Annotated in this window: 14 protein-coding genes; 4 read left to right on the top strand and 10 right to left on the bottom strand. The window is 67.1% G+C overall.

Annotated features, from left to right (window positions below):
- Positions 1-158: 158 nt before the first annotated feature.
- From Pla123a_RS19205 to Pla123a_RS19215, 3 genes are all read right to left on the bottom strand, one after another.
- A complete protein-coding gene (locus tag Pla123a_RS19205) occupies positions 159-992 on the bottom strand; it encodes an SHOCT domain-containing protein (protein ID WP_146589983.1) in 834 nt (277 codons plus the stop codon).
- Between the two features lie 398 nt (positions 993-1,390).
- Positions 1,391-2,233, bottom strand: a complete 843-nt coding sequence (locus Pla123a_RS19210) for a transglutaminase-like domain-containing protein (protein WP_146589985.1) — start codon at positions 2,231-2,233, stop codon at positions 1,391-1,393.
- Between the two features lie 89 nt (positions 2,234-2,322).
- Positions 2,323-3,036 carry a proteasome-type protease gene (locus tag Pla123a_RS19215; RefSeq protein ID WP_146589986.1) on the bottom strand — a complete coding sequence of 238 codons (714 nt, stop codon included), beginning with the start codon at positions 3,034-3,036 and terminating at the stop codon, positions 2,323-2,325.
- Between the two features lie 47 nt (positions 3,037-3,083).
- On the opposite strand from Pla123a_RS19215, the gene Pla123a_RS19220 reads away from it, so the two are divergent.
- The gene (locus Pla123a_RS19220; protein WP_146589988.1) at positions 3,084-3,326 is read left to right on the top strand and encodes a hypothetical protein; all 243 of its coding nucleotides are present in this window, start codon (positions 3,084-3,086) and stop codon (positions 3,324-3,326) included.
- Between the two features lie 73 nt (positions 3,327-3,399).
- Here the strand turns inward: Pla123a_RS19220 and Pla123a_RS19225 are convergent, their stop codons facing one another.
- From Pla123a_RS19225 to pilM, 4 genes are all read right to left on the bottom strand, one after another.
- Positions 3,400-6,903 carry a general secretion pathway protein GspD gene (locus Pla123a_RS19225; RefSeq protein WP_146589990.1) on the bottom strand — a complete coding sequence of 1,168 codons (3,504 nt, stop codon included), beginning with the start codon at positions 6,901-6,903 and terminating at the stop codon, positions 3,400-3,402.
- A gap of 454 nt (positions 6,904-7,357) precedes the next feature.
- Positions 7,358-9,475 (bottom strand): hypothetical protein, encoded by a 2,118-nt coding sequence (locus tag Pla123a_RS19230; RefSeq protein ID WP_146589992.1) that lies wholly within the window; start codon positions 9,473-9,475, stop codon positions 7,358-7,360.
- 64 nt (positions 9,476-9,539) lie between these two features.
- Positions 9,540-10,997, bottom strand: coding sequence for a hypothetical protein (locus tag Pla123a_RS24750; RefSeq protein WP_197528115.1), 1,458 nt, complete (start codon positions 10,995-10,997; stop codon positions 9,540-9,542).
- A 112-nt stretch (positions 10,998-11,109) separates the two neighbouring features.
- Positions 11,110-13,551 (bottom strand): pilus assembly protein PilM, encoded by a 2,442-nt coding sequence (gene pilM / locus Pla123a_RS24755; RefSeq protein WP_197528116.1) that lies wholly within the window; start codon positions 13,549-13,551, stop codon positions 11,110-11,112.
- A 401-nt stretch (positions 13,552-13,952) separates the two neighbouring features.
- Here pilM and Pla123a_RS19245 point away from each other — a divergent pair, with 401 nt between their 5' ends.
- From Pla123a_RS19245 to Pla123a_RS19255, 3 genes are read left to right on the top strand one after another with little or no spacing between them, the layout of a single operon-like run.
- Complete coding sequence (locus Pla123a_RS19245; RefSeq protein ID WP_146589994.1) at positions 13,953-16,631, top strand: hypothetical protein; 2,679 nt, start codon at positions 13,953-13,955, stop codon at positions 16,629-16,631.
- A gap of 56 nt (positions 16,632-16,687) precedes the next feature.
- Complete coding sequence (gene cmk / locus Pla123a_RS19250; RefSeq protein ID WP_146589997.1) at positions 16,688-17,347, top strand: (d)CMP kinase; 660 nt, start codon at positions 16,688-16,690, stop codon at positions 17,345-17,347.
- A 27-nt stretch (positions 17,348-17,374) separates the two neighbouring features.
- Positions 17,375-18,124, top strand: a complete 750-nt coding sequence (locus tag Pla123a_RS19255) for a lysophospholipid acyltransferase family protein (protein WP_146589999.1) — start codon at positions 17,375-17,377, stop codon at positions 18,122-18,124.
- Here the strand turns inward: Pla123a_RS19255 and Pla123a_RS19260 are convergent.
- The 3 genes from Pla123a_RS19260 to Pla123a_RS19270 are packed head-to-tail and all read right to left on the bottom strand — an operon-like array spanning position 18,111 to position 18,964.
- On the bottom strand, positions 18,111-18,302 hold the full coding sequence (locus tag Pla123a_RS19260; protein ID WP_146590001.1) for a hypothetical protein: 192 nt from the start codon (positions 18,300-18,302) through the stop codon (positions 18,111-18,113). The two genes, Pla123a_RS19255 and Pla123a_RS19260, sit on opposite strands and share 14 nt — an antisense overlap.
- A 51-nt stretch (positions 18,303-18,353) precedes the next feature.
- On the bottom strand, positions 18,354-18,803 hold the full coding sequence (locus tag Pla123a_RS19265; RefSeq protein ID WP_146590003.1) for a phage holin family protein: 450 nt from the start codon (positions 18,801-18,803) through the stop codon (positions 18,354-18,356).
- Positions 18,782-18,964: a hypothetical protein gene (locus Pla123a_RS19270; RefSeq protein ID WP_146590005.1), complete on the bottom strand. Its 183-nt coding sequence runs from the start codon at positions 18,962-18,964 to the stop codon at positions 18,782-18,784. Before Pla123a_RS19270 ends, Pla123a_RS19265 begins: the two co-directional genes overlap by 22 nt.
- Position 18,965 lies beyond the last annotated feature (1 nt).

Consider the following 18,965-nt stretch of genomic DNA (forward strand, 5'->3'; position numbering starts at 1 on the left):
AAGTGGCGGCGGCGAAAGGTAAGCCATCCGAAGGGTGAGAACCAAGCCTCGCCGTGAAGCGGGGACGCCGGTGTGCCAAGCAAACCGGCGCCAAGCCTGCTTGGCGACCTCGACGCGTTGGGCCGCCAGCCAACATCAACGCCCGGTACTGCTGCCTGCTACAGTCGGTCGAGCAGGTCGGCCTTCTTGCGGTTGAACTCGTCGTCGCTCACGATCCCCTTGTCGCGCAGCTCGCCGAGGCGCTCTAGCAAGGCGAATACGTCGCCCCCCGCCGGTGCATTCCCACTGGGAGCAGGGGACGACCCGGATGCGGGAGCACCATAGCTCGACGGGCTTGCAGCGGGCGACGCCTGAACCGGTTGCCCATCACGGGACACCACAGGCAGGCTCGACAGCGCGACCGTGCCAAACTGACTCGAGAACGTGATGGAGCTGCCCGACCCTTGCTGCTGGGAGAAGCCACCGATCTGGTGGTTGAGCGTGTCGTAGACCCACACCTGGCCGCCCGTTTTTACGGCCAGACGTCCGATGTTGGCGAAGTAGGCGTAGCGCACGTTATTCTGGTTGCCCGTTGCGCTCGGCGCGCCCAAATCGGTCGGCCACCAGTTCTCTTCGGGGTCGGGCACGAACAGACTCGATTGGCCCATCGGCGCGCCGGTGGCCTGGTTCTGCTGGCCGCCGCCGCTTTGGCTCTGCGACTGGAAGCTCCCCGATTGCAGCAGCCCCGGTTGATTGACAAGGATGTTGGCGATGTCCTGGCAGAGCGAGCCGACACGACTCTTGAGCCCATGATTGAACATGTCGCCCAGCATCATCATGCCGCCGTTCATCCACTGCCCCGACCCGCCGAACTCGGGGTGGTTGAACTGCGCCATGCTGCCATTCCCGTTGAGCACAGCAAACATCATATGCGTGACGGCGTCCTGGCTAAAGCCGTGCCGTTGCGAAAGGTCGTTGACGACTTGCTGGCCCTGAGGTGATAGCTGTCTCATCTTGCTTGATCCCTGATGCTGATTGATTTCACATGAGCCCGATGCTAGTACGCCCCTCGCAGAACTCGATTGAATGCCGCGCAGGGGGCCTTGGGAACGGAAGAGCCTGGAGGACCGACCGCGCTTGGGCGAGAGCTCTTGCCAACTTGGCGCCACGTCCGAAGTGGTAGTCCGTCCCGCGGTGAAACACCCCGCGACCAAACCCGGCCTCTACCGGCTCAGCCAACGCACCCAGAGGGCCTTGCCGGGGGCGCCGTCAGCGAGCAATACGGCCGCCGGTCTGGTTCGATCCCGAGTCGAGGCGCCTCGGGGGCCATTCTCTCAGCAACCCCCGGCGACTGGCAAGCGCCCTACCAGCGGGTGGACAGCCGCCCCATGGGAGCGAGGCGGCGGAATTCTCACGCCGTAGAAACGGCCGGGGGACCGCCAGACTGCGGGTCTGGCAGGTTTTGGTAGTCGGATTGGCTGGCCCACACGGTTTTGTCGATCAGCACCGCGTCGCCAGTCAGCGTGGCAAACGACACGTCGGCGGCGTCGCGCCCGACCCCGATTCGGACCAATCCGCTTACGGGCGCGAGTTTGGTGGGGTCGAACAGGTACCACTGCCCGTCGAGAAAGGCCTCCATGAAGCCGTGGAAGTCCGGCGGCTGCAGCCCGACCGCGTAGCCCGCGACGTAGCGGGCCGGGATGCCCACGCCACGGCAGAGGGTGATCGCCAAGTGGGCGTAGTCGCGACAGACGCCGGTCCTTTGCAGCAGGACGTCCGCGGAGGTCGTCGATGAGTTGGTGCTGCCTGGGGTGTAGTCGAGGTGCTCAAAGACCCAGTCGCAGATTGCCTGCACCCGGCTGAAACCGCGGGGCAACTGACCAAACTCTTCGAATGCAAACCTCGCCAGCAGGTCGCTCTGGCAGTAGCGGCTCGGGTTCAGGTAGGTGAGCACCTCGGGCGGCATCTGGGACGTGTTGGATTCGCCCACGGAGGTCGGTCGATTCACGTTCGGCGCCAACTCGACATTCGCTTGGTACGACACCTTTAGCTCGCACGGCTGAACCACAAGCCGGTGCAATTGGTTCCCCTCAAGCCCCACGTGGTATCGCTCCGCTTCCAGCTTGGGTTCGAGCACCAGCTGCTCCCAGATGAGCGTCTGATGCTCGGTGTGCGCCGCGGCGATCTGAAACAGGAACACAGTCTCACACCGCACCTCGTACTTAAGGTCGGCGTGGACATCAATCTTGGACATGGGTTAATTCTTACCTGTGGGATTCGCGGTCTCGAGCAACCGCGGCGTTGAAGACTCGTCGACCGCCGGTTCAAGATAAAATCGCCGGTTCAAAACAAATTAGCGGCCCAGTCCATCGGCATCGAAGCGAGAGACTCGGAAAGCGTTTGCGACCACCACTTCGTCACACTGTTGATCTCGTCGGCGGTAAATCGCTGGAACCTGGCGTGGCGGTCCCCCTCGGCGATGACGGCGACATCGATCGGGCACTCCACATCGGTAACGCTCGTGCGAGTCGCGTCGAACGCCAGCAGGGCGAGGGCGACCGCCGACTGCAGGGGAGTCTCAAACGTGAGCAATCGATCGAGGATCGGCTTGCCGTAGTGGGTCCGCCCGATGATGAAATAGGGCGAATCGGAAGCCGACTCAATCCAATTGCCTTCCGGGTAGACGTAAAACATTTGCGGCGAGAGGTCTTGGCTAAGCCGGCCGCCAATGATCGCGTGTGGGTTCCACGACAGACCGCTAGCAGCGAGCGCCGCGCTGTCCTCACCGTGAACCCGCCGCAGCTGCTCTCCGAACAGGTTCACAACCTTGAACAGGCGTTCAATCGGCTGCGGTTGCTGATCGAGCTGTTCGCCCAGGTAGGTCAGCGACTTGTCGCGAACCGACCGCAGCCCGCTGGTCATAACGAAGAGCGAGTCATTCGCGTGATTCACAAACGATAGCTTTTGCTTGCTAACCTGCTCGCTGCCGCGAACGATCTGCGTGTCCGCAAGCGCCACGACGCCCTGACGAACCTTAATGCCAACACAGAACGTCATAGTAAATCCAAGGGCAGGCAAATCTAGCCGTGTTACGATAGCACGGAATGATTGCCTCAACCATGGCCGGCGGCAAGGAGACCGGGGCGAAAGGCCATGCCGAACGGACCCCGGGCTCTGCCGGGTCGGCGGTTGGTTCGTCAACGCTCAAGGGCCCCGGCGTCTTCGCCGCTGTCCGGTTCCCGAATGGCCGAAACCCGACTGGCCGCTTCCCGGGCGGGACCAGCGCCCTCGGAAACCTGGTGGTGTGCGGCCGGCCTGAGAATGGTCGTTTCGCCGACGCCCAATAAAAAAAGGGCCTCGGCAGGCTCGGAAGCCTGCCTCGGCCCTCTTCAAGGGGGGAGACGCTATCGGACGTTGGCGTTACGGGATCGCGACGCCGGCCCGTTCTTCTTCTTCTTCCTGGATGATGATGCGTGGGGTGACCATCATCATCAGGCTGTCGGTCTCGCGGCCGATGCCGACGTTCTTGAACAGCCGGTTGACGTACGGCAGCTTGGAGAGCAGCGGCACGCCGACCTCGCTGCGGCCCTCGCTGAGCCGCTTGATGCCGCCCAGCAGCACCGTGCCGCCGTCGGGCACGCTGACCGTGGTCGACACGCTGACGAAGCTGAAGGTCGGGAGCTGCACCGTGGTGCCGGCCGTGAAGTTCTGGTTCTGGTTTCCGTTGGAGTTGTCGTTGCCGTCGCCGTCGTCGTCGGTCGAGCTGCTCGAGCTGCTGGTCGAGGTCGACCCCTCGAACGTGAAGGTGTCGACGTCGCCGATCTGGCTGAAGAACGGGACCACCGTCAGGCGGACGTAGCGGCGGTCGTCGGAGACCACCGCCTGGATGTTCATCAGCGTGCCCTCGGAGAGCACCACGATCACCGGCTGCTGGGCGGCGGCGAACTCGCCGACCACCGGGATCACGCTGATCACAAATGGGCTCTGCGACGTGTCCGCCACGAAGGCGGTCTGGCCGTTGAACAGCGTCACCTTGGGGGCGTTGAGCACGTTGGTGCGCTCGTCGCCCTGGGCGGCGTTGATCAGGAAGTAGGCCTCGATGTCGCTGAGGATGGCGAAGCCGAAGCTGGCCGCACTCGACGGGTCGAAGCCGCCAAACTGGGGCACCGCCACGCCGAACCCGCCCTGTCGGAACGGGATGTCGAGGTCGGAAGTGAAGGTCGGGAACAGGCCCTCGGACGGCGACTGGTCCAGGCCCACAGTGCCGCTGCGGCGGGGCGTCTCGTAGCCGGAGCCGATGCGGTTGGTGGCGAACAGGTCGGTCGTGCCGACCGTGTTGTCATTGATGTTCATGTCGAAGTCGATGCCGATCCGCTCGAAGAAGCTGTCGTTTAGGCGGATGAAGCGGACCTCGATCGTGATCTGCAGGTCCTGCAGGCGGCGGAGCTGCTCGAGCAGGTCCTCGATCTCTTCGTGCACGGCCTGGGTCTGGCTGATGATCAGGCTCAGGTTGCCGACGAACGGGCGGATTTCGGCCTCGCCGCCGCCGTTCTCGGCCCAGGTCTCACTCGCGACGGTCGACACGATCAGGTCGATCAGGCCGTCGAAGTCGGCGTTGGCTCCACCGCCCATCCCGCCGGGGCCCATGCCCAGCGGCACGTTGCCGCCGTTCATGCCCCCGCCCATGCTGGGCGCGGCCATCTGGTTGGCGAGCAGCTCCTCCGGCAAGGGCTTGCCATCGGCGCCGACCTGCGGCTGGTGGTTCACAAAGGCCATCGGGCCGGGGGCGCCGCCGCCGGCGCCGTAGCCGAGCGCGGCGTGGGCGTCGTTGATCAGTCCCTGCAGGCCGATGTTGTTGCTCGGCACGAAGTTCGGGATCGGGGTCACCAGGTCCGCGACGTAGTAGGTCTTGACCTTGACGTCGCCGTCGCGGCGTTGCTCGCTGGTGATCATCAGCACCTCGTCCTTCACGACGTACGCCAGGTGCAGCTCGGTGAGCATCAGGTTCAGGGCGCTCTTGAGCATGACCGGGTTGGCCAGGTCGAGCGTGACCGGGGTGTCGGTCGTGACGCCTTCCTGGCTCAGGCCACGCTGGTCGAGGTGGATGTTGATGCCGGTCAGCTGCGACAGGCTGTCGACCACCTCGGAGAGCGGCCGGTCGCGGTACCGCATCTGGACCGGCGCCTTCAGCTTCTGGCGGATCTCGATCTCACTCTGGGTGAACTCGCCGTCACGCTGGCTGAGCGACTTGCGGTTCTTGATGCCGCCCCAGGTCTCGGAGTTGAACGTCATCTCCTGGTTGTCGAAGACGTCGGCGTAGGAGGACCCTTCGACGTCGTCGAGCGAGCGGAAGATCGCTTCCTCCTTCTCGCCCTGCATCTGACGGTTGGAGAACTCACGCCGCATCATCTTGGCGTTCAGCCAGATCTGCTGCACCACAGGCTCATTCGGGGCAAGCTCGTAGAGCCGCTTGGCGACCAGCTCGGCCTCGGGGTAGCGGGCCTCGTCTTGCAGCTTGTTGAACTGGTCAACCGACTCGGCGATCTTCTGCTGCATGTTCTGCTTCGCGGCGCGGCCCCGGTCGAGGTCGGCCAGCACGGCCGCGTTGTGCTCGTCCAGCTCGATCTGGGCGCGGTTGTCCTCGATGAACTTCTCGAGGTCGGCGATGCCGGCGTCGACGCGGGCCAGCAGGGCCCGGCGGTAGTCGGCCGAGAGCTGCGAGTCTTCCACTTCCTTGCGGGTGGTCTGCAGCAGATCGAGCGCGGCCTTCGGCTCGTTCTCACGCAGCCGGCGGGCCTCAAGCTGACGCTTGCCGACGTCGGTCGACAGCTGACGGACCAGCACCTGCTGGGCCGCGGCGGCCGAGTCGATCATCGACGCGGCGCCGGGCGCCACGGGGGCGGGCGGCGACAGCGGCTCCGGCACGGCCGAGCCTTCCAGCAGCGACAGGTGGTCACGCACCCGGGCCTGGGCCACGAGGTCGAGCTCGCTGCTGCGGGCGTTGGCCTTGCGGAACAGGTTGAGGGCGGCGTCGCGGTCGCCGCTACGCAGGGCGGTCTCGCCCTGCTTGATCAGCTCGCCGGCGGTCGCTTCGGTCAGCCCGGGCAGGGCGGGGCCGCCGGTGTTGTAGCGAGAGTTCTGGGCCAGCCGCGGGCCGTCGTCGGGGATGACAAGGGTGGCGGGCTGGTTCAGGGTGCCGTCTTCTTCAGCAACGTGCAGGGCCTGCTGGGCGGCGTAACGCGGGGCGCCGGTCGTCTCGTTCGACGTCAGCATGCCGGCGTCGGCCTCGTAGCGGGCGCGTTGCAGGTCCCAGGCAAGTCGCGACGGGCGGTCTTCCTCGGGGGTGAATTGTTCTTCGGGGACGTTCAGCCGGCTGGCCCGGGCGGCGTAGGTCTCGGCCTGGGGCAGGTTGCCCAACCGCAGCGACGCCCGCGAGGCGGCCATCAGCTGCAGGGCCTGTTCCTTCGGCGTGCCCGGCACGGCGTCAACCGGGGCCGGGCTCTCGGACACGCCCGGCAGCGGGCGGGCCGCGGCGCCGGCGTCAACAACCAGCGGCAGCGGCGGGGTGTTGTCGGCGGACGTCGTGGCGTAGCCAGACCCGGCGGCCGGCTTGGCGGCGACCGGTCGCGGCGCGTCCTTGACCGCCTTGGCCAGGTCGCGACGCAGCGTCGACGGCGTGTCGCCGAAGTGCAGCATCGGGTAGCGGATGCCCGACGACTCGGCGCGACGCACCAGGGCGTCGGCCCGGGTGAGGTCGCCCTTGGCGATCGCGGCGCGGGCCTCGCTGAGCAGCGAGTCCACCTCCTGGCGGCTCATCTGGCGGGGCTGGTTCGCCTGGCCGAACGACGCCGATGGCGTCGCGGCGACGAGCAGCGCGGTTAGCAGAATAGTCCCGGCTCGGTTTAAATTCCCTTGAGCGTTCAACTCAACTCTCCTTGTTGCGTTGGATCGCCGATCGCGAACGATCGCCCCCTGCGGTTTCCCAGCAGGGGCGGCAGGCGAGGCTTCCTGCCCCGCTCCATTGTTGTTTATCTTCGCCCTCCAGTTACCGGGCCCGACCGGGCCTCGCGGCCTCGTCCGGGCAACGCCCAGCAGGAGACCTGCCACGGCGCTGGTAGAAGAGCGGCGGGAGAAATACGAAGTCCCAGGGGTGCGGTCAAGGGCAGTTTCAGAACCGGCCAAGAAAACCGGCAGGGGTGCGGCGGGCGCCAGCACGCATAAAACCCCCAGGAGAGGGCAAAAGCGTGACGCCGACGGCGGTGTGTAGAGGCCCGACGTGGGCCGCGGGGCAGGCAAGAAAACTGCCGGCTTGCGCCGGCAGTTGCTGGGTCTGCTAGGTGGGTGGCGGCCGGCCGCCTTCGGCCGTCGACGCGGAGTGCTAGAAGCCGAACTCGCCGAACCCACCCTCGCGGCCGTAGCCGCCCATCTCGCCACGCGTGCCGGGACCGCCGCGTTCTTCCTCGGCGAAGATCAGCTTGTGCATCTCGACGTCGCTCTTCGAGGAGAACTCGTCCTGCACGTACAGCCGGCCGCTGGCGTCCATCAGCAGCACCCGGCCGGGCGAGGTCACCTCGCGGCTGATCTTGTCGCCGCCCTCGATGTCGAGAAGCGTGACGTTGGTCTTGAACTTGAACTCGTCGATCTTCACCAGCCAGTTCTTATCGAGGATCTCGATGTCTTCCACGGTGCGGTTGAGCACGGCGCCGCGGCTGAAGGTCATGATCTGCTCGGCCTGACGCGCGCGGTTGCCGGCGTCGATGTCGTAGGACTTCACCAGCAGGTCCGCGGTCGGCTCGACGTTCGCCCTGCCAACCGGCGCGGGCTTGACGCTCGCGACGTACACCTCGCCGGCTGCCGGGACCGAGATGATCTTGCTCGGCTCGCTCCACTCGGTCTTGCGGAACTTGACCGCGGTGTCCTTGCCGAGCGCCGCGACCCGTTCCTTGGTCTCGCGATCGAGCTGGTTGAGCGTGACGCCGGGCGCGGCGTTCGGGTCGGCCAGCAGCATCTGGATGCGGTAGCGGTAACGCTTGCCCGGCTTCACAGTGAAGTCGAAGAAGCGCACCATCACATTCGGCGCCCCCGCCGAGATGACAAACTCGCCACCCATCCGGTTGGCGCCCATGCCGCCGCCGTAGCCGCCGCCCATCTCGCCGCCGTAGCCGCCGCCAAACTCGCCCCCCCGGCCGCCGCCGTAGCCGCCGCCAAACTCGCCCCCCCGGCCACCACCGTAGCCGCCGCCGAATTCGCCGCCCATGCCACCGCCGTAACCGCCACCGTAGCCGCCGCCAAACTCACCGCCCCGGCCCCCGCCGTAGCCGCCGCCAAATTCACCGCCCCGGCCGCCTTCAACGGCGCTGAGCAGGTCCGACGGGGTGTTGCCCACGGGGGCGTCGTCGGTGGGGCTGGACTCTTCGAGAGCGTTCTTGGCGTCGGTTTCCATCTGCAGCGGCACGGCCGAGTGCACGACCTCGCGGCCGAACGCCTTGCCGACAATCGGCGGCAGTGGGAAGGTCATGCTGGGGTGGTAGTACCGGCTGTCAACCAGCGGGGCCATGCCGGGCACCCAGCTCTGGGTGGCCCGCTGGATCGACACCGCGGACACGAAGTCCATTGGCCGGTTGGTCGAGGCGTCGCGGAAGCGGACGTCGGTCCACTCGGCGTCGGGGCCGGCGCCGACTTCTTTTCGCTGGACGTAGTAGCCGAGGTACTGCGGCCGGTCACGCTCGTAGCTGTAGCCCAGGGCGTCGCGGAAGGCGTCCTTGTAGAGCTCATACTGGTCGCCGATCGGAGCGATCGCGGTCACACAGGCGTACGACTTCAGGTCGACGCGCTCGTCGCCCGAGAGCTGCACACCCATGCCGCGGCGGTTGGTGGTCGGCGCCTGGCGGCGTCCCTCCTGTTCCCCGGTTTCGCCGCCGTAGCCGCCGAAGCCACGCTCGCCGCCGCCCCCCCGTCCGCCGCCCCGTCCGCCCTCTTCGGCGACCGTGCTGCGTTCGCGCTCGAGCTCGCGCTCTTTCTCACGCTCGGCCTCGCGGCGGATCTCCTCTTCCATCCGGCGCTTGCGGGTCTCTTCGTCCATCGTGGCGAGCGGCGCTGTGCCGCCGAAGCCCTCCAGGTCGACCGCCGGCAGCATCAGCGGGTCCGAACGCAGCACGATCGGCGGCACCGGGGGAGAGCCCCACACGCCACGGGCCTCGTAGGCGTCGATCGGCACCTCGGTCGACAGCCTCGGCTGCCAGGTGTCGGCGATCTGGATCCCGTTCTCGGGGTCCTCGGCCGGGTCGGGCGCGTCGGCCGCGGTGAAGTTGTTGATGTTGCTTGTGGCGGTCTGGACGATCCGCGTGAGGTCGGCCGGGTCGTCTTGGATCCCCTCAGCCCCCAGCGAGGCGTACAGCAGGTACGCGGCGGCCCCGCCGAAGATCGCCATCCCGATCTTCTCGCCGTGGTTGAGCAGCAGCGCCTTGGCGAATCCGGCGTTCTTGGCGGTCTTCATTGCGCCAGTCCTTGGTAGCTTTGGGTTGAACGTAGTGAAAGGTCGGGGCCGCAGCACCGCGTGTCTAGATGTCGCTGGCGAGCTCATCGCCGGTGGTCGGGACGGCCAGCACGTTCTCGTCGGGCGGGTAGAAGATGTACACCAACCCCTCGATCACGACCTGGTCCCGCACGTTCGGCTCGCGGTTGAAGGCCATGACCTCGCTGTTGCCTCCCATCCCGCCCCCGCCGAAGCCGCCCCTGCCGCGGCTGCGGCCGCCGCCGCCGCCAAAATCAGCGTCCGATTGCGGGTTGATCCGCACCTCTTGGACCTCGACCTGCAGCGGGGCGTTGGCCAGCTCGATCATCAGGTGGTTGAGCCACCGCTGGTCGAGCCGCAGAACCAATCGCACCGGCAGCCGTTTGTACTCCGTGCCGTACTTAAATTCGCCTTCGGTGGGGGCGGTCATCGCGGTCCCCTCGGCGTCGACGTAGCGATTGGCGAGCAGCATGGTCTTCTCGTCGACTCCCTCACCACCCATGCCGCCGAACTCGCCTCCCATGCCGCCGAATTCGCCGCCCCGGCCGCCGCCAAACTCCCCTCCTCCCATGGCGCCGAACTCTCCTCCGCCCATGCCGCCGAACTCGCCTCCCATGCCGCCGAATTCGCCGCCCCGGCCAGCGGTCGTTTCCTGCGGAACAAAGATGCGGCCGCCGGTCGTCGCGCTGCGGTTGGCCTTGGAACCGACCTGCATCGCAAAAATGTCACGCACCGCGGCGTTGCTGTAGCGGTCGGAACGGGCCGCCTCGTTGGTGTTAGCGATCGCGCGGAGCAGGGTCTCGTAGACCCACAGGTCCTCTTGAGTCACCCAGATGGCGATCGAGCTAGGGCGTTTATCCCAGTTGAGCTGCTCGCGGACTTCGGCCTGGTCGTGCCACTGCACGAGGAAATCACGGCCGACAAGGTCTTCGGGAAGCGCTGGGCCGCCGCCGCCCCTGCCGCCGAACTCGCCTCCCATGCCGCCGCCGAACTCACCCCCCCGACCGCCGCCGAAACCACCGCGTCCGCCGCGGCCGCCGTCGGCCGGCAGCTCGATCGCCTTGACGATCTTCGGTAGGTTGGGGAAGGTCCGCTGGGCGTAGTTGAGGTAGCGGTCGCGCATGATCGGCAGGATCTCATCGCCGAAGTTCAGCTTCGAAAGTTCCTTGACGAAGTCGGCCCGCAGCTCGGACGGCCACTGCAGCACCTCCCGCGCCTGGCGGTCGTACAGGGCCTCCCACGCGGTCCGCACCTTGGCGGCCAACGCGGCGTTCTCGCGTGACTGAACTTTGTTGACATCGGGGTTCGGGTGGAACGGCTTGTTTTGGATGCCCTTCGCCGCGCTGATCTTCGACTCGATCGCGCTGGTGTTGGCGGCGATCTCGGTCTGCAGCTGCGACGAACCCATCTGCCAGGCCACCGACGCGACGATGATCGCCAGCAAGATCAGCACCCAGAAGTGGTGACGCTTGAGCCATTCGAGGGCGACTTTTACCTGATCCATGAAAACTTGCTCCAGCAGGGGACGCCGCGCAGGGCGGCGGGCTTGCTATGAGGGTGGGCTGGTAGGGAAACGGGGTTCGGTGGTTGAGCCGGTCTAGTTCAGCCGGTCCGGTTCAGCCGGCAAAGCCGCCGGCGCCGCCCGTCGAGGCGGTGCCATCAAATTCGGCTTCTCCGGCTGGTTTATTGCGTTCGTGCCGCGGGGTCGGCTGCCACAGGAACTGCAGCTTGAAGTCGTAACGCCGCAGCTTCCACAACCCGGCCTCGGGGTCGACCGGTTCGGCGTCCCGCGGCTGGCGGCGGACGCCCGGCTTGCGGACGGCAAACGGGTCGGCTTCCTCCTCGCCCATCCCGCGGCGGCGGTTGGCATTGTCCTCGCCGAACGCCGCTTCGGGGTCGTACAGGACGGTCTCGATGCGGCCCTTGGTCACGACCACCGGGTAGCTGATGCCCAGCTTGGCGATCGGCACGTCGACCAGCTCGCCGTTCGGGCCGTCGGGCAGCTTGATCGACTTCTCGAGCAGGTTCTTGATCAGCGTCCGGCGGACGAAGTCCTCACCCTCGTCGGAGCTCAGGGAATCGACTTCGACCGCGGTGTTGTTGTTGTGGAAGTGGTGGCCGGTGAGCTCGACCACGTAGCCTGGGCCGGTGGGACCGGCGGTGGTTGCTTCGTCGCCGAAGCCCTGGTCGCCCATGCCGTCGCCCATGCCCCCTCCCACGCCGGGTTCGGCCATGCCGTCTTGCATCGCCGGATCGCCGGCGAGGTCGTCAACCGGGCTCGGCGCCGGGTCGCTGCCGGCGAGCGGAAGCGCTTCGTCCTCGACGACCTCGGGCTGCGTTGGCGCCGGGGCCGGGGCCGCCCCGGTGGCGGCTGCTGCGGCGGCGGTCCGCTCTGCCTTTTCGGCGTCGTCGACTGCCTTCTTCTTCGCGGCGACCTCGGCCGCGCGGGCCGCGACGTAGGCCTCGGACTTGCTGGCCTCCTCGTAGTACTTGGCTACCGCGCCGGTGAACCAGGTCGAGAGGTCGTCGAAGTGCTGCACGTCCATGCTCTGGATGTGCAGCTCCTCGCGCAGCGTGACGTCCTTGGCGGTCCGCTCTCGCTCCTCGCGGGGGCGCTGGTCGACCGGCACGGCGTCGTCGACCGCCTTGACCAACTCGGGCCACAGCAGGCGGCCGTCGGCGTTGCTCTGCAGGTTGTCGCCAACGGTCCTGAGCGTGTTGAACTGCTCCTTGAGGTTGGTGAACTCGCCGGTGTAGGTAGACGAGGTCCGCGACAGCGTCTCGGCCTGCTTGATCGGGCCGCTCCAGTCGCCGGCGACGTCCACCGTCTGCCAGGCGCCGAAGTAGCCGGCGTAGTTGGCGGTCATGCCGACCATCAGCAGCGCGGCCGCGGCGACCGCCCACGGCTTCTTGCCCCGGACCAGCCGGGAGGTGATCAGCTCGTCGGGCAGCAGGTCGGTCGACAGCTTGGCGAGCCCCAGCCCCTGCACGCACAGGCCGTACGCGGTCGCGAACGCCAGCTGATTCTCCTCGAACTGCGGCGTCGATGTGACGCTTCCGCCGACCAGGCCGGGGAACTCCTTGATCGGGGTCACCTCCTGGTCGAGGTTCTGCGAGAGGAACCGCTGAAGGCCGGGCAGCTTCATCGGGTTGCCCAGCGCGATCACCTCCTCGAGCTCGGCGCCGCGGTTGTTGCTCATGAAGAAGCCGAGCGACCGCTGGATCTCGGCGGCCAGGTCGCTAAACACCGGCCGCATCGCCTGGAAGATCGCCTTGGGGTCCTCGGCCTTCTTGGCGTTCCGCTTGAGGTGCTCCGCCTTGGCGAAGGTAAGCTTCAGCTCTTTGGTGAGCGCCTTAGTGAAGTGCGAGCCGCCGATTGGGATGTTGCGCTGCCACACCCGGAAGCCATTGGTGATGACCAGGTCCGTAGTGTCGGCCCCGAGCGACAACAGCACCTTCGACGGCGGCGGGCTCTCCGGGTCGAACGGCGGCGCGTCCTCCAGGTTGTTCATGCGGTCGAAGCATGCGTAATTGTAGACCGCCAGCGGGGCGAGCTGGATGATGTCGACCTCAATGCCGGCCGCCTCGAGCGGCTCGAGCGCCTTGGCGACCTGGTCCCGCTTCATCGCGAACAGGCCGACCTCGGTCTCCAGCGCGTAGCCCTCGTCCTGGCTGCCGCCTTCGAGCGGCTGGTAGTCCCAGACGACGTCTTCCAGCGCGAAGGGGATCTGCTGCCGGGCCTCGTACTTGACGATGTCCGGGATCTTCTTGGCCTCGACCGGCGGCAGCTTGATGAACCGCGCCAGGCCGCTCTGGCCGGGCACCGACATCGCCACGCGGTCGCCCTTGACCTCGTTGCGCGAGAGGAAGGTCTCGATCGCCTCGCGGATCAGCTCATCGCGATCGGCGTCGGGCTGACTTAGGATCTTCGGGTACTCGATGTAATCGAACGCCTCGACAACGATTTTATTCGTGTCTTTTTCGTGCGCGCGGCAGCGCAACGCCTTGAGCGCGCACTGACCGATATCGATACCCCAAACGGCGCCGGACTTGGCCATTCTTGTCGTTTCCTCTGTTCCGTAGAGCGTGCGTTTCGTCGCCGCGCTGCAAGCCTCTCATCATACCGAGCCCGTGAGGGCGACGCGGCGACGAAAAACGTACCGCCCCCGATTTTCCCGGCAATCGCCGCCATTCCCGCCAGCGGCGGCAGGTCGGACGAGCGCCCTCGGGGCGAGACCCAATCAGTGAGAAGCGTCAACCGGGGAGGGAGTTCCATAATCCATCCGGCTGGGCCGCTTCCCGTCAGCGGCCTGTTGTCGTAACCTCCATTCTAATCTGACTTTGGAGCCTGGGTAGTCTTTGGTTTGGGGCATCTCGGGCGGCAGCACCGCGTCCCGGGGCTGGTTATCCCGGACGATTGTCAAATCCCGACCCCTATCCCAGCAAACTGTGGCATCGCATGGACTTACGGAGCGTCATCACCGTATTGCCCTGTGACGGCCTGGGCGACTTCCCGACCCACCTGACCGAGCGGGACTCCGCCACCGTGCTGCACAGCTGGACCGCCGCCTGGCGGCCCGAGCTGCTGGCCGCAACTAAGCGGCTGCCCCGCGTCGGTTCGGCCTACTCGCCGCCTGCGGTCGAGAACATCTCGGGCGCCGTGCTCATCATCCCGCCGCTCAGCGACACCCGCGAACTGGCGTCCTGGCGAGAGGAGCTCGCGGCGGACAGCGAGTCGACCATCCAACTAGTGGAAGGATTCGAGCATCGGGACAAGATTATTGCCGACCTCGCGGCGCGGGGGCTGACGCTCACGCCAACCGGCGACCGCTGGGCCCCCGAGTTCTACGCACTCGGCTACGCCTTCGTTCAGGCCGAGCTGCTGACCCGGGCCCTCAGCACCGGCTCGATCATCAGCCTCGACGAGCTCGAGCAGCGGGCGGTAAGCGCCGCGCAGGGCGCCGTTGCCGGGGATGACCAGCAGGCAGAGGCAGGCCTGCGGGGCGTGTACGACCTGCTCGAGCAGGCCCGCGACCACTCGTTCGCGGTGCGGACCTACCTGCTCGACCTAGTGCTGCTGAGCGACCCGACGCGCGGCGCGGGCCTCCAGCAAGAGCTCGACGAGCCGTCGCCCAAGAGCTACCTGCTGACGCCCGAGCTCTGCGACCAACTAACGGACGCCCCGACCGTGTCAGCGCGGCTGAACGGCGAGTGCCTGGTCGCGACCTGTGGCGACCACCAGCTGACAAGCCTCTCGCCTGCCGCGGCCCGCCGCCGCGTGCAGCAAGCAGTGGACGCGGTCGCCCAGCACTACCCGAACGGGCGCCCGGCGTTCGCCCAAACGCACGGCGGTGTGCCGCCGCGGCTGTCGGCAATCGCCAAGGAGTGCGACGCCGCTGGGCTGCTCGTGGCTCCGCTCGACGGCGTGCGGCCGCCGGCAGTCGAGGAGCGGCGGTTTGCCTGGCAGAACGCCGACGGCGAGCACACCGAAACCCTCGCCCTCGCCCCCCACAACGCCGCGTCTGCCGGCGCCCTGCTCGGGCTCGGCGCGCAGCTGAGCGAATCGCTGTACCGCGACGCGGTCTCGACCGAGCTCTTTGCGGCCTGGGCCGGACACCGGCACGAGCTGTTCGACGACCTCCGTCGGGTCGCGACCCGCAGCACCCTGCTCGGCCGGCTGCTGACGGTCGACCAGTACTTTTCGGACACGCTCGGCGTGGCGCCAATCAGCGTTGTGAGCGACGACCAGCTTGCCGTGTTCGCGCCCTCGGCGCCGTCGGCGCCCCGCAACGAAGAGGTGCTCGCCGGCATGGCCGAGTACGCCGAGGCGCTGGTCGGCCTGGATGGCGGGCCTGGAGACGTATGCCGCAGCGACGCGGGCGCTAGCGAGCTGGCGACGCGAATAGGAAGGTCCGTCGCGCGGGTGAAGCCCGCCGGCGGCAAGCCGGAGATAAGACCAGAAGGAACACCAGAAGTACAACCAGAGGGAAGAATCGTCGTTAACGACCGAAGCTACAGCGCGGTGGTGCTGCTCGGGAAATGCGTAGAAGTGGGACGCCCGTGCGACCTGACATCGGCGACGCTAGTCCCCGACGTGCCGGCGCTCGGCTACCGCGTGATCGGCCCCAGCGACCCGCCGACGCTGGCCAAGAACGCCCCGCCGCGCGCGACCAGCGACGGTCTGCAGAACGAGTTCTTCCAAGTGCTGATCGACCCAGAGACCGGCGGGGTGCGTTCATTCCGCACACAAACCAAACGCAGCAACCGCTTGTCGCAGCGGATCGGCGTCCGCCGCGGCCCACGCCGCGTCGACCTGCCGATCCGCGTTGAACGCGACGAGGCCCGCGTGTTGGCCTGCTCTGCGGACCGCGGCGCGACGTCGGTTGCGGGGCGGCTGTTCGACCTGAAGGGGGGCCTGATCGCGCGCTTCGAGCAACGCTACTACCTGCTGGCCCGCTGCAACCGGCTGTACGTCGACATCCTGCTCGACACGACCGACGCCACCACAACCCTCGACGATCTGTGCTTAACCAGCCGGGTCGCGTTGCCGGAGGAAGACTGGTTGATCAGCCGGGGCGTGCAGTGGACGCGGCTGCCGACGCACCGCAGCAGCTTCGCCGCGACCGACTACGTCCACGCCGCGGCGGCCGAAGGCTCGGTGACGCTGGCCGGCGACCGTTTCAGCGAGCACATCCGCTTCGGCGGGCGGATGCTCGACAGCCTGCTCACCCGCGAACCCGCGGGCCGCAGCTTCCACCGGCTCGCGTTTGGCCTGGATGAACCGCGGCCGCTGCGGGTCACGCTGGACCTGCGTTCGCAGTATGCGGCGGCGGCCGAAGCAGGGTGCGCCGCGGCGATCGGCGAATCGGGTTGGCTTGCTCATCTTGATTGCGGCAATGTTCAGGCATCTCGGCTCACGACTAAGCCGCTAGACACCGGGGCGCTGGGCCTACAGATCGACCTGGTCGAGACCGAAGGCCGCAGCGCCGACGTGCGTGTGCGGCTGGCGAAATACCCCAAGGCCGCGTTCTGGATTGCTGCGGGCGGGCAGCGGGGTGGCATGCTCGACCTCGTTGGCGAGGCCGTGGTCGTGCCGCTCAGTGCGTACGAATCGCGGCGGATCGAGCTCACTTGGTAACCCCGCCGGGCCAGATTAGGATAGAGCGGGACCCCACCCCTCGCCAACGCTGCTAAATGATTGTCACTATCGATGGCCCCGCCGGAGCCGGAAAGAGCAGCGCCGCCCGTGAATTGGCGCGGAGGCTCGACTTCCAGTTCCTCGACACCGGCGCCATGTACCGGGCTGTGACCCTGGCGGCGCAGCGGGAGGGTATCGACCTGGCAGACGCCGACGCGTTGCTGCGGGTCGCTAAGGGCTGCGAAATCACCGCCACCGGTGATCAGGTCACCCTCAATGGCCAGGACGTCACCCGCGAGATCCGCGCGAGCAGCGTCACCGCGGCGACCCACCACGCCGCCGACCACCAGGGCGTCCGCGCCCACCTGACCGAGCTGCAGCGCCACGCGGGCCGCCACCGCGACATCGTCACCGAGGGCCGCGACCAGGCGACCGTCGTGTTCCGCGACGCGGAGTGCAAGATCTACCTGACCGCCAGCGAGGAGGTCCGCGCCGAACGCCGCTACATCGACCTCGTCAATCGCGGCGAGCGGGTTTCGTTGCAGGACGTGCTCGACCAGCAACGCGACCGCGACGGCCGCGACAAGGCAAGGCCCCAGGGCGGGCTCGCCAAGGCTGACGGGGCCATCAGGGTCAGCACCGACGGCATGAGCCACGACGAGGTCGTAGCGAAGCTGATGGATATCGTGCAACAGTGCAAGCCAACTGGCTGCTAGCGAAGAGAAAAGCAACGGAGCATCTGCATGGAAGCCAACCCCCCTCCCGCCGTGCATCACCGCCCGCTCGCGAAGCGGTTGTGGTATCGCCTGACCCAGTGGGTGATCGGCCTGGTAGCTCGGGTCTGGTTCCGCCTTGTGACCGAGGGGCGGCACAACGCCCCCGAGAGCGGCCCGGCCGTGTTCGTCTGCAACCACGGCAGCCACCTCGACCCGCTGCTAGTAGGTGTCTTCTGCCCGCGGATTATCTGCTACTTCGCGCGCGAGACCCTGTTCCGCGGGCTGTTCGGAGTGCTGATCCGATCGTACGACGCCATCCCCGTCGACCAGGAGGGGAGCGCATTAGCCGGCCTGCGGGCGACACTCGCGCGGGTCAAACTGGGCGACGCCGTGCTCGTGTTTCCCGAGGGATCGCGGACGCTCGATGGACGGTTCCAGCCGATGATGCCCGGCGTGCTGACACTGCTGCGGCGGGGCAAGGCTTCGCTCATCCCGACCGCGATCAACGGTGCTTGGGAGGCCATGCCCTACAAAGCGTCTTACCCGAAGCCGAAGAAGATCGCCATCGTCTACGGCGAGGCGATCCCCCACGAGCAGCTCGAGTCGATGAGCAACGACGCGATCATGCAGCTGATTGACGAGCAGATCCGTGCTTGCTTCACGCGGGCCGCGGAGCTGGCTGGCCGTGACCCGGCCTACTCGCTCAGCGGCCCCGGAAAGGAGCCCGCACTGCTAGCCGACGCGGCGGGCGAGGCCCAGTCGCCTACCAGGGCTTAAGCTTCCACCCGATGATGAAGCCGATGCCAAAGCACCACATCGCGGCGACTTCGGGCTTCTGACGGGCGTACTCCTTGATGTACTCCGAGATGTCCGCGGTGGGCTGCAGGTCGGCGCCCCGCGGCGGGTACTCGGTAGTGTCTTCCAACGGCTTGTTCGCAGTGGCTGTTTGGCCCATGGTATTCTCCTTCGTGTAAATCTGTCTGAGGTTGCGCAGGTTTGCGGGTGGCTAGTTGCGGCAGGCGGGTTTGCTGGCGATCATCTGTTTGAGCCAAGCGACGTTACGCTGGGCCTCGGTCCGCGAGCGTTTGAGGGACGCGGCTCCTCTCGCGGCGATGTTCCAACCGACCGCCAGCGAGATAAAGGCGGCCAATGCGGCGGCCGCACCGGCGATCAGCAGGCTTAGCGACTGGCTGAGCTCGAACGCGGTTTCAATCCACGCTGCGAGCGCCAGCAGCAGCACCGGCGCCGATGCAAACAGCATCGCCCCAGCGATGAGCACCAGCACGCCGCCGGTCCGTCCGCCACGCACGGCGGATTTTAGGTCTTCGCTGAGCAACGCCCACTGCAGCTCGCAGAGCTCGATCGCGTCGTGGGTCAGGCCCTTGCTGTTGCGGCCGAGCTCGGGTTCGGGCGCCGGGGAGTGCGGGTCTCGGTTTAACGTCGTTTGACTAACCATCCGATGATGACTCCGGTCGTCAGGGCGCCGATCAAGCAAGCCGCCGGCTTCGCGGTCGCGATCGACGCGATCCGCTCGGCGAGGCTCGAGACGCTCTGCTTGTTGAGGGCCTCCGCCGAGTACATCGACGGGACCCTGACTTCTGTGGTTTCGTGCGGCATG

Origin of the sequence: Posidoniimonas polymericola (assembly GCF_007859935.1) — a bacterium.
Classification (GTDB): Bacteria; Planctomycetota; Planctomycetia; order Pirellulales; family Lacipirellulaceae; genus Posidoniimonas; species Posidoniimonas polymericola.

What these genes read in the sequence shown, in the direction of transcription:
- Pla123a_RS19205 (WP_146589983.1), bottom strand. Translation starts at nt 992, where the DNA reads ATGAGACAGCTATCACCTCAGGGCCAGCAAGTCGTCAACGACCTTTCG.
- Pla123a_RS19210 (WP_146589985.1), bottom strand. Translation starts at nt 2,233, where the DNA reads ATGTCCAAGATTGATGTCCACGCCGACCTTAAGTACGAGGTGCGGTGT.
- Pla123a_RS19215 (WP_146589986.1), bottom strand. Translation starts at nt 3,036, where the DNA reads ATGACGTTCTGTGTTGGCATTAAGGTTCGTCAGGGCGTCGTGGCGCTT.
- Pla123a_RS19220 (WP_146589988.1), top strand. Translation starts at nt 3,084, where the DNA reads ATGATTGCCTCAACCATGGCCGGCGGCAAGGAGACCGGGGCGAAAGGC.
- Pla123a_RS19230 (WP_146589992.1), bottom strand. Translation starts at nt 9,475, where the DNA reads ATGAAGACCGCCAAGAACGCCGGATTCGCCAAGGCGCTGCTGCTCAAC.
- Pla123a_RS24750 (WP_197528115.1), bottom strand. Translation starts at nt 10,997, where the DNA reads ATGGATCAGGTAAAAGTCGCCCTCGAATGGCTCAAGCGTCACCACTTC.
- pilM (WP_197528116.1), bottom strand. Translation starts at nt 13,551, where the DNA reads ATGGCCAAGTCCGGCGCCGTTTGGGGTATCGATATCGGTCAGTGCGCG.
- Pla123a_RS19245 (WP_146589994.1), top strand. Translation starts at nt 13,953, where the DNA reads ATGGACTTACGGAGCGTCATCACCGTATTGCCCTGTGACGGCCTGGGC.
- cmk (WP_146589997.1), top strand. Translation starts at nt 16,688, where the DNA reads ATGATTGTCACTATCGATGGCCCCGCCGGAGCCGGAAAGAGCAGCGCC.
- Pla123a_RS19255 (WP_146589999.1), top strand. Translation starts at nt 17,375, where the DNA reads ATGGAAGCCAACCCCCCTCCCGCCGTGCATCACCGCCCGCTCGCGAAG.
- Pla123a_RS19260 (WP_146590001.1), bottom strand. Translation starts at nt 18,302, where the DNA reads ATGGGCCAAACAGCCACTGCGAACAAGCCGTTGGAAGACACTACCGAG.
- Pla123a_RS19265 (WP_146590003.1), bottom strand. Translation starts at nt 18,803, where the DNA reads ATGGTTAGTCAAACGACGTTAAACCGAGACCCGCACTCCCCGGCGCCC.
- Pla123a_RS19270 (WP_146590005.1), bottom strand. Translation starts at nt 18,964, where the DNA reads ATGCCGCACGAAACCACAGAAGTCAGGGTCCCGTCGATGTACTCGGCG.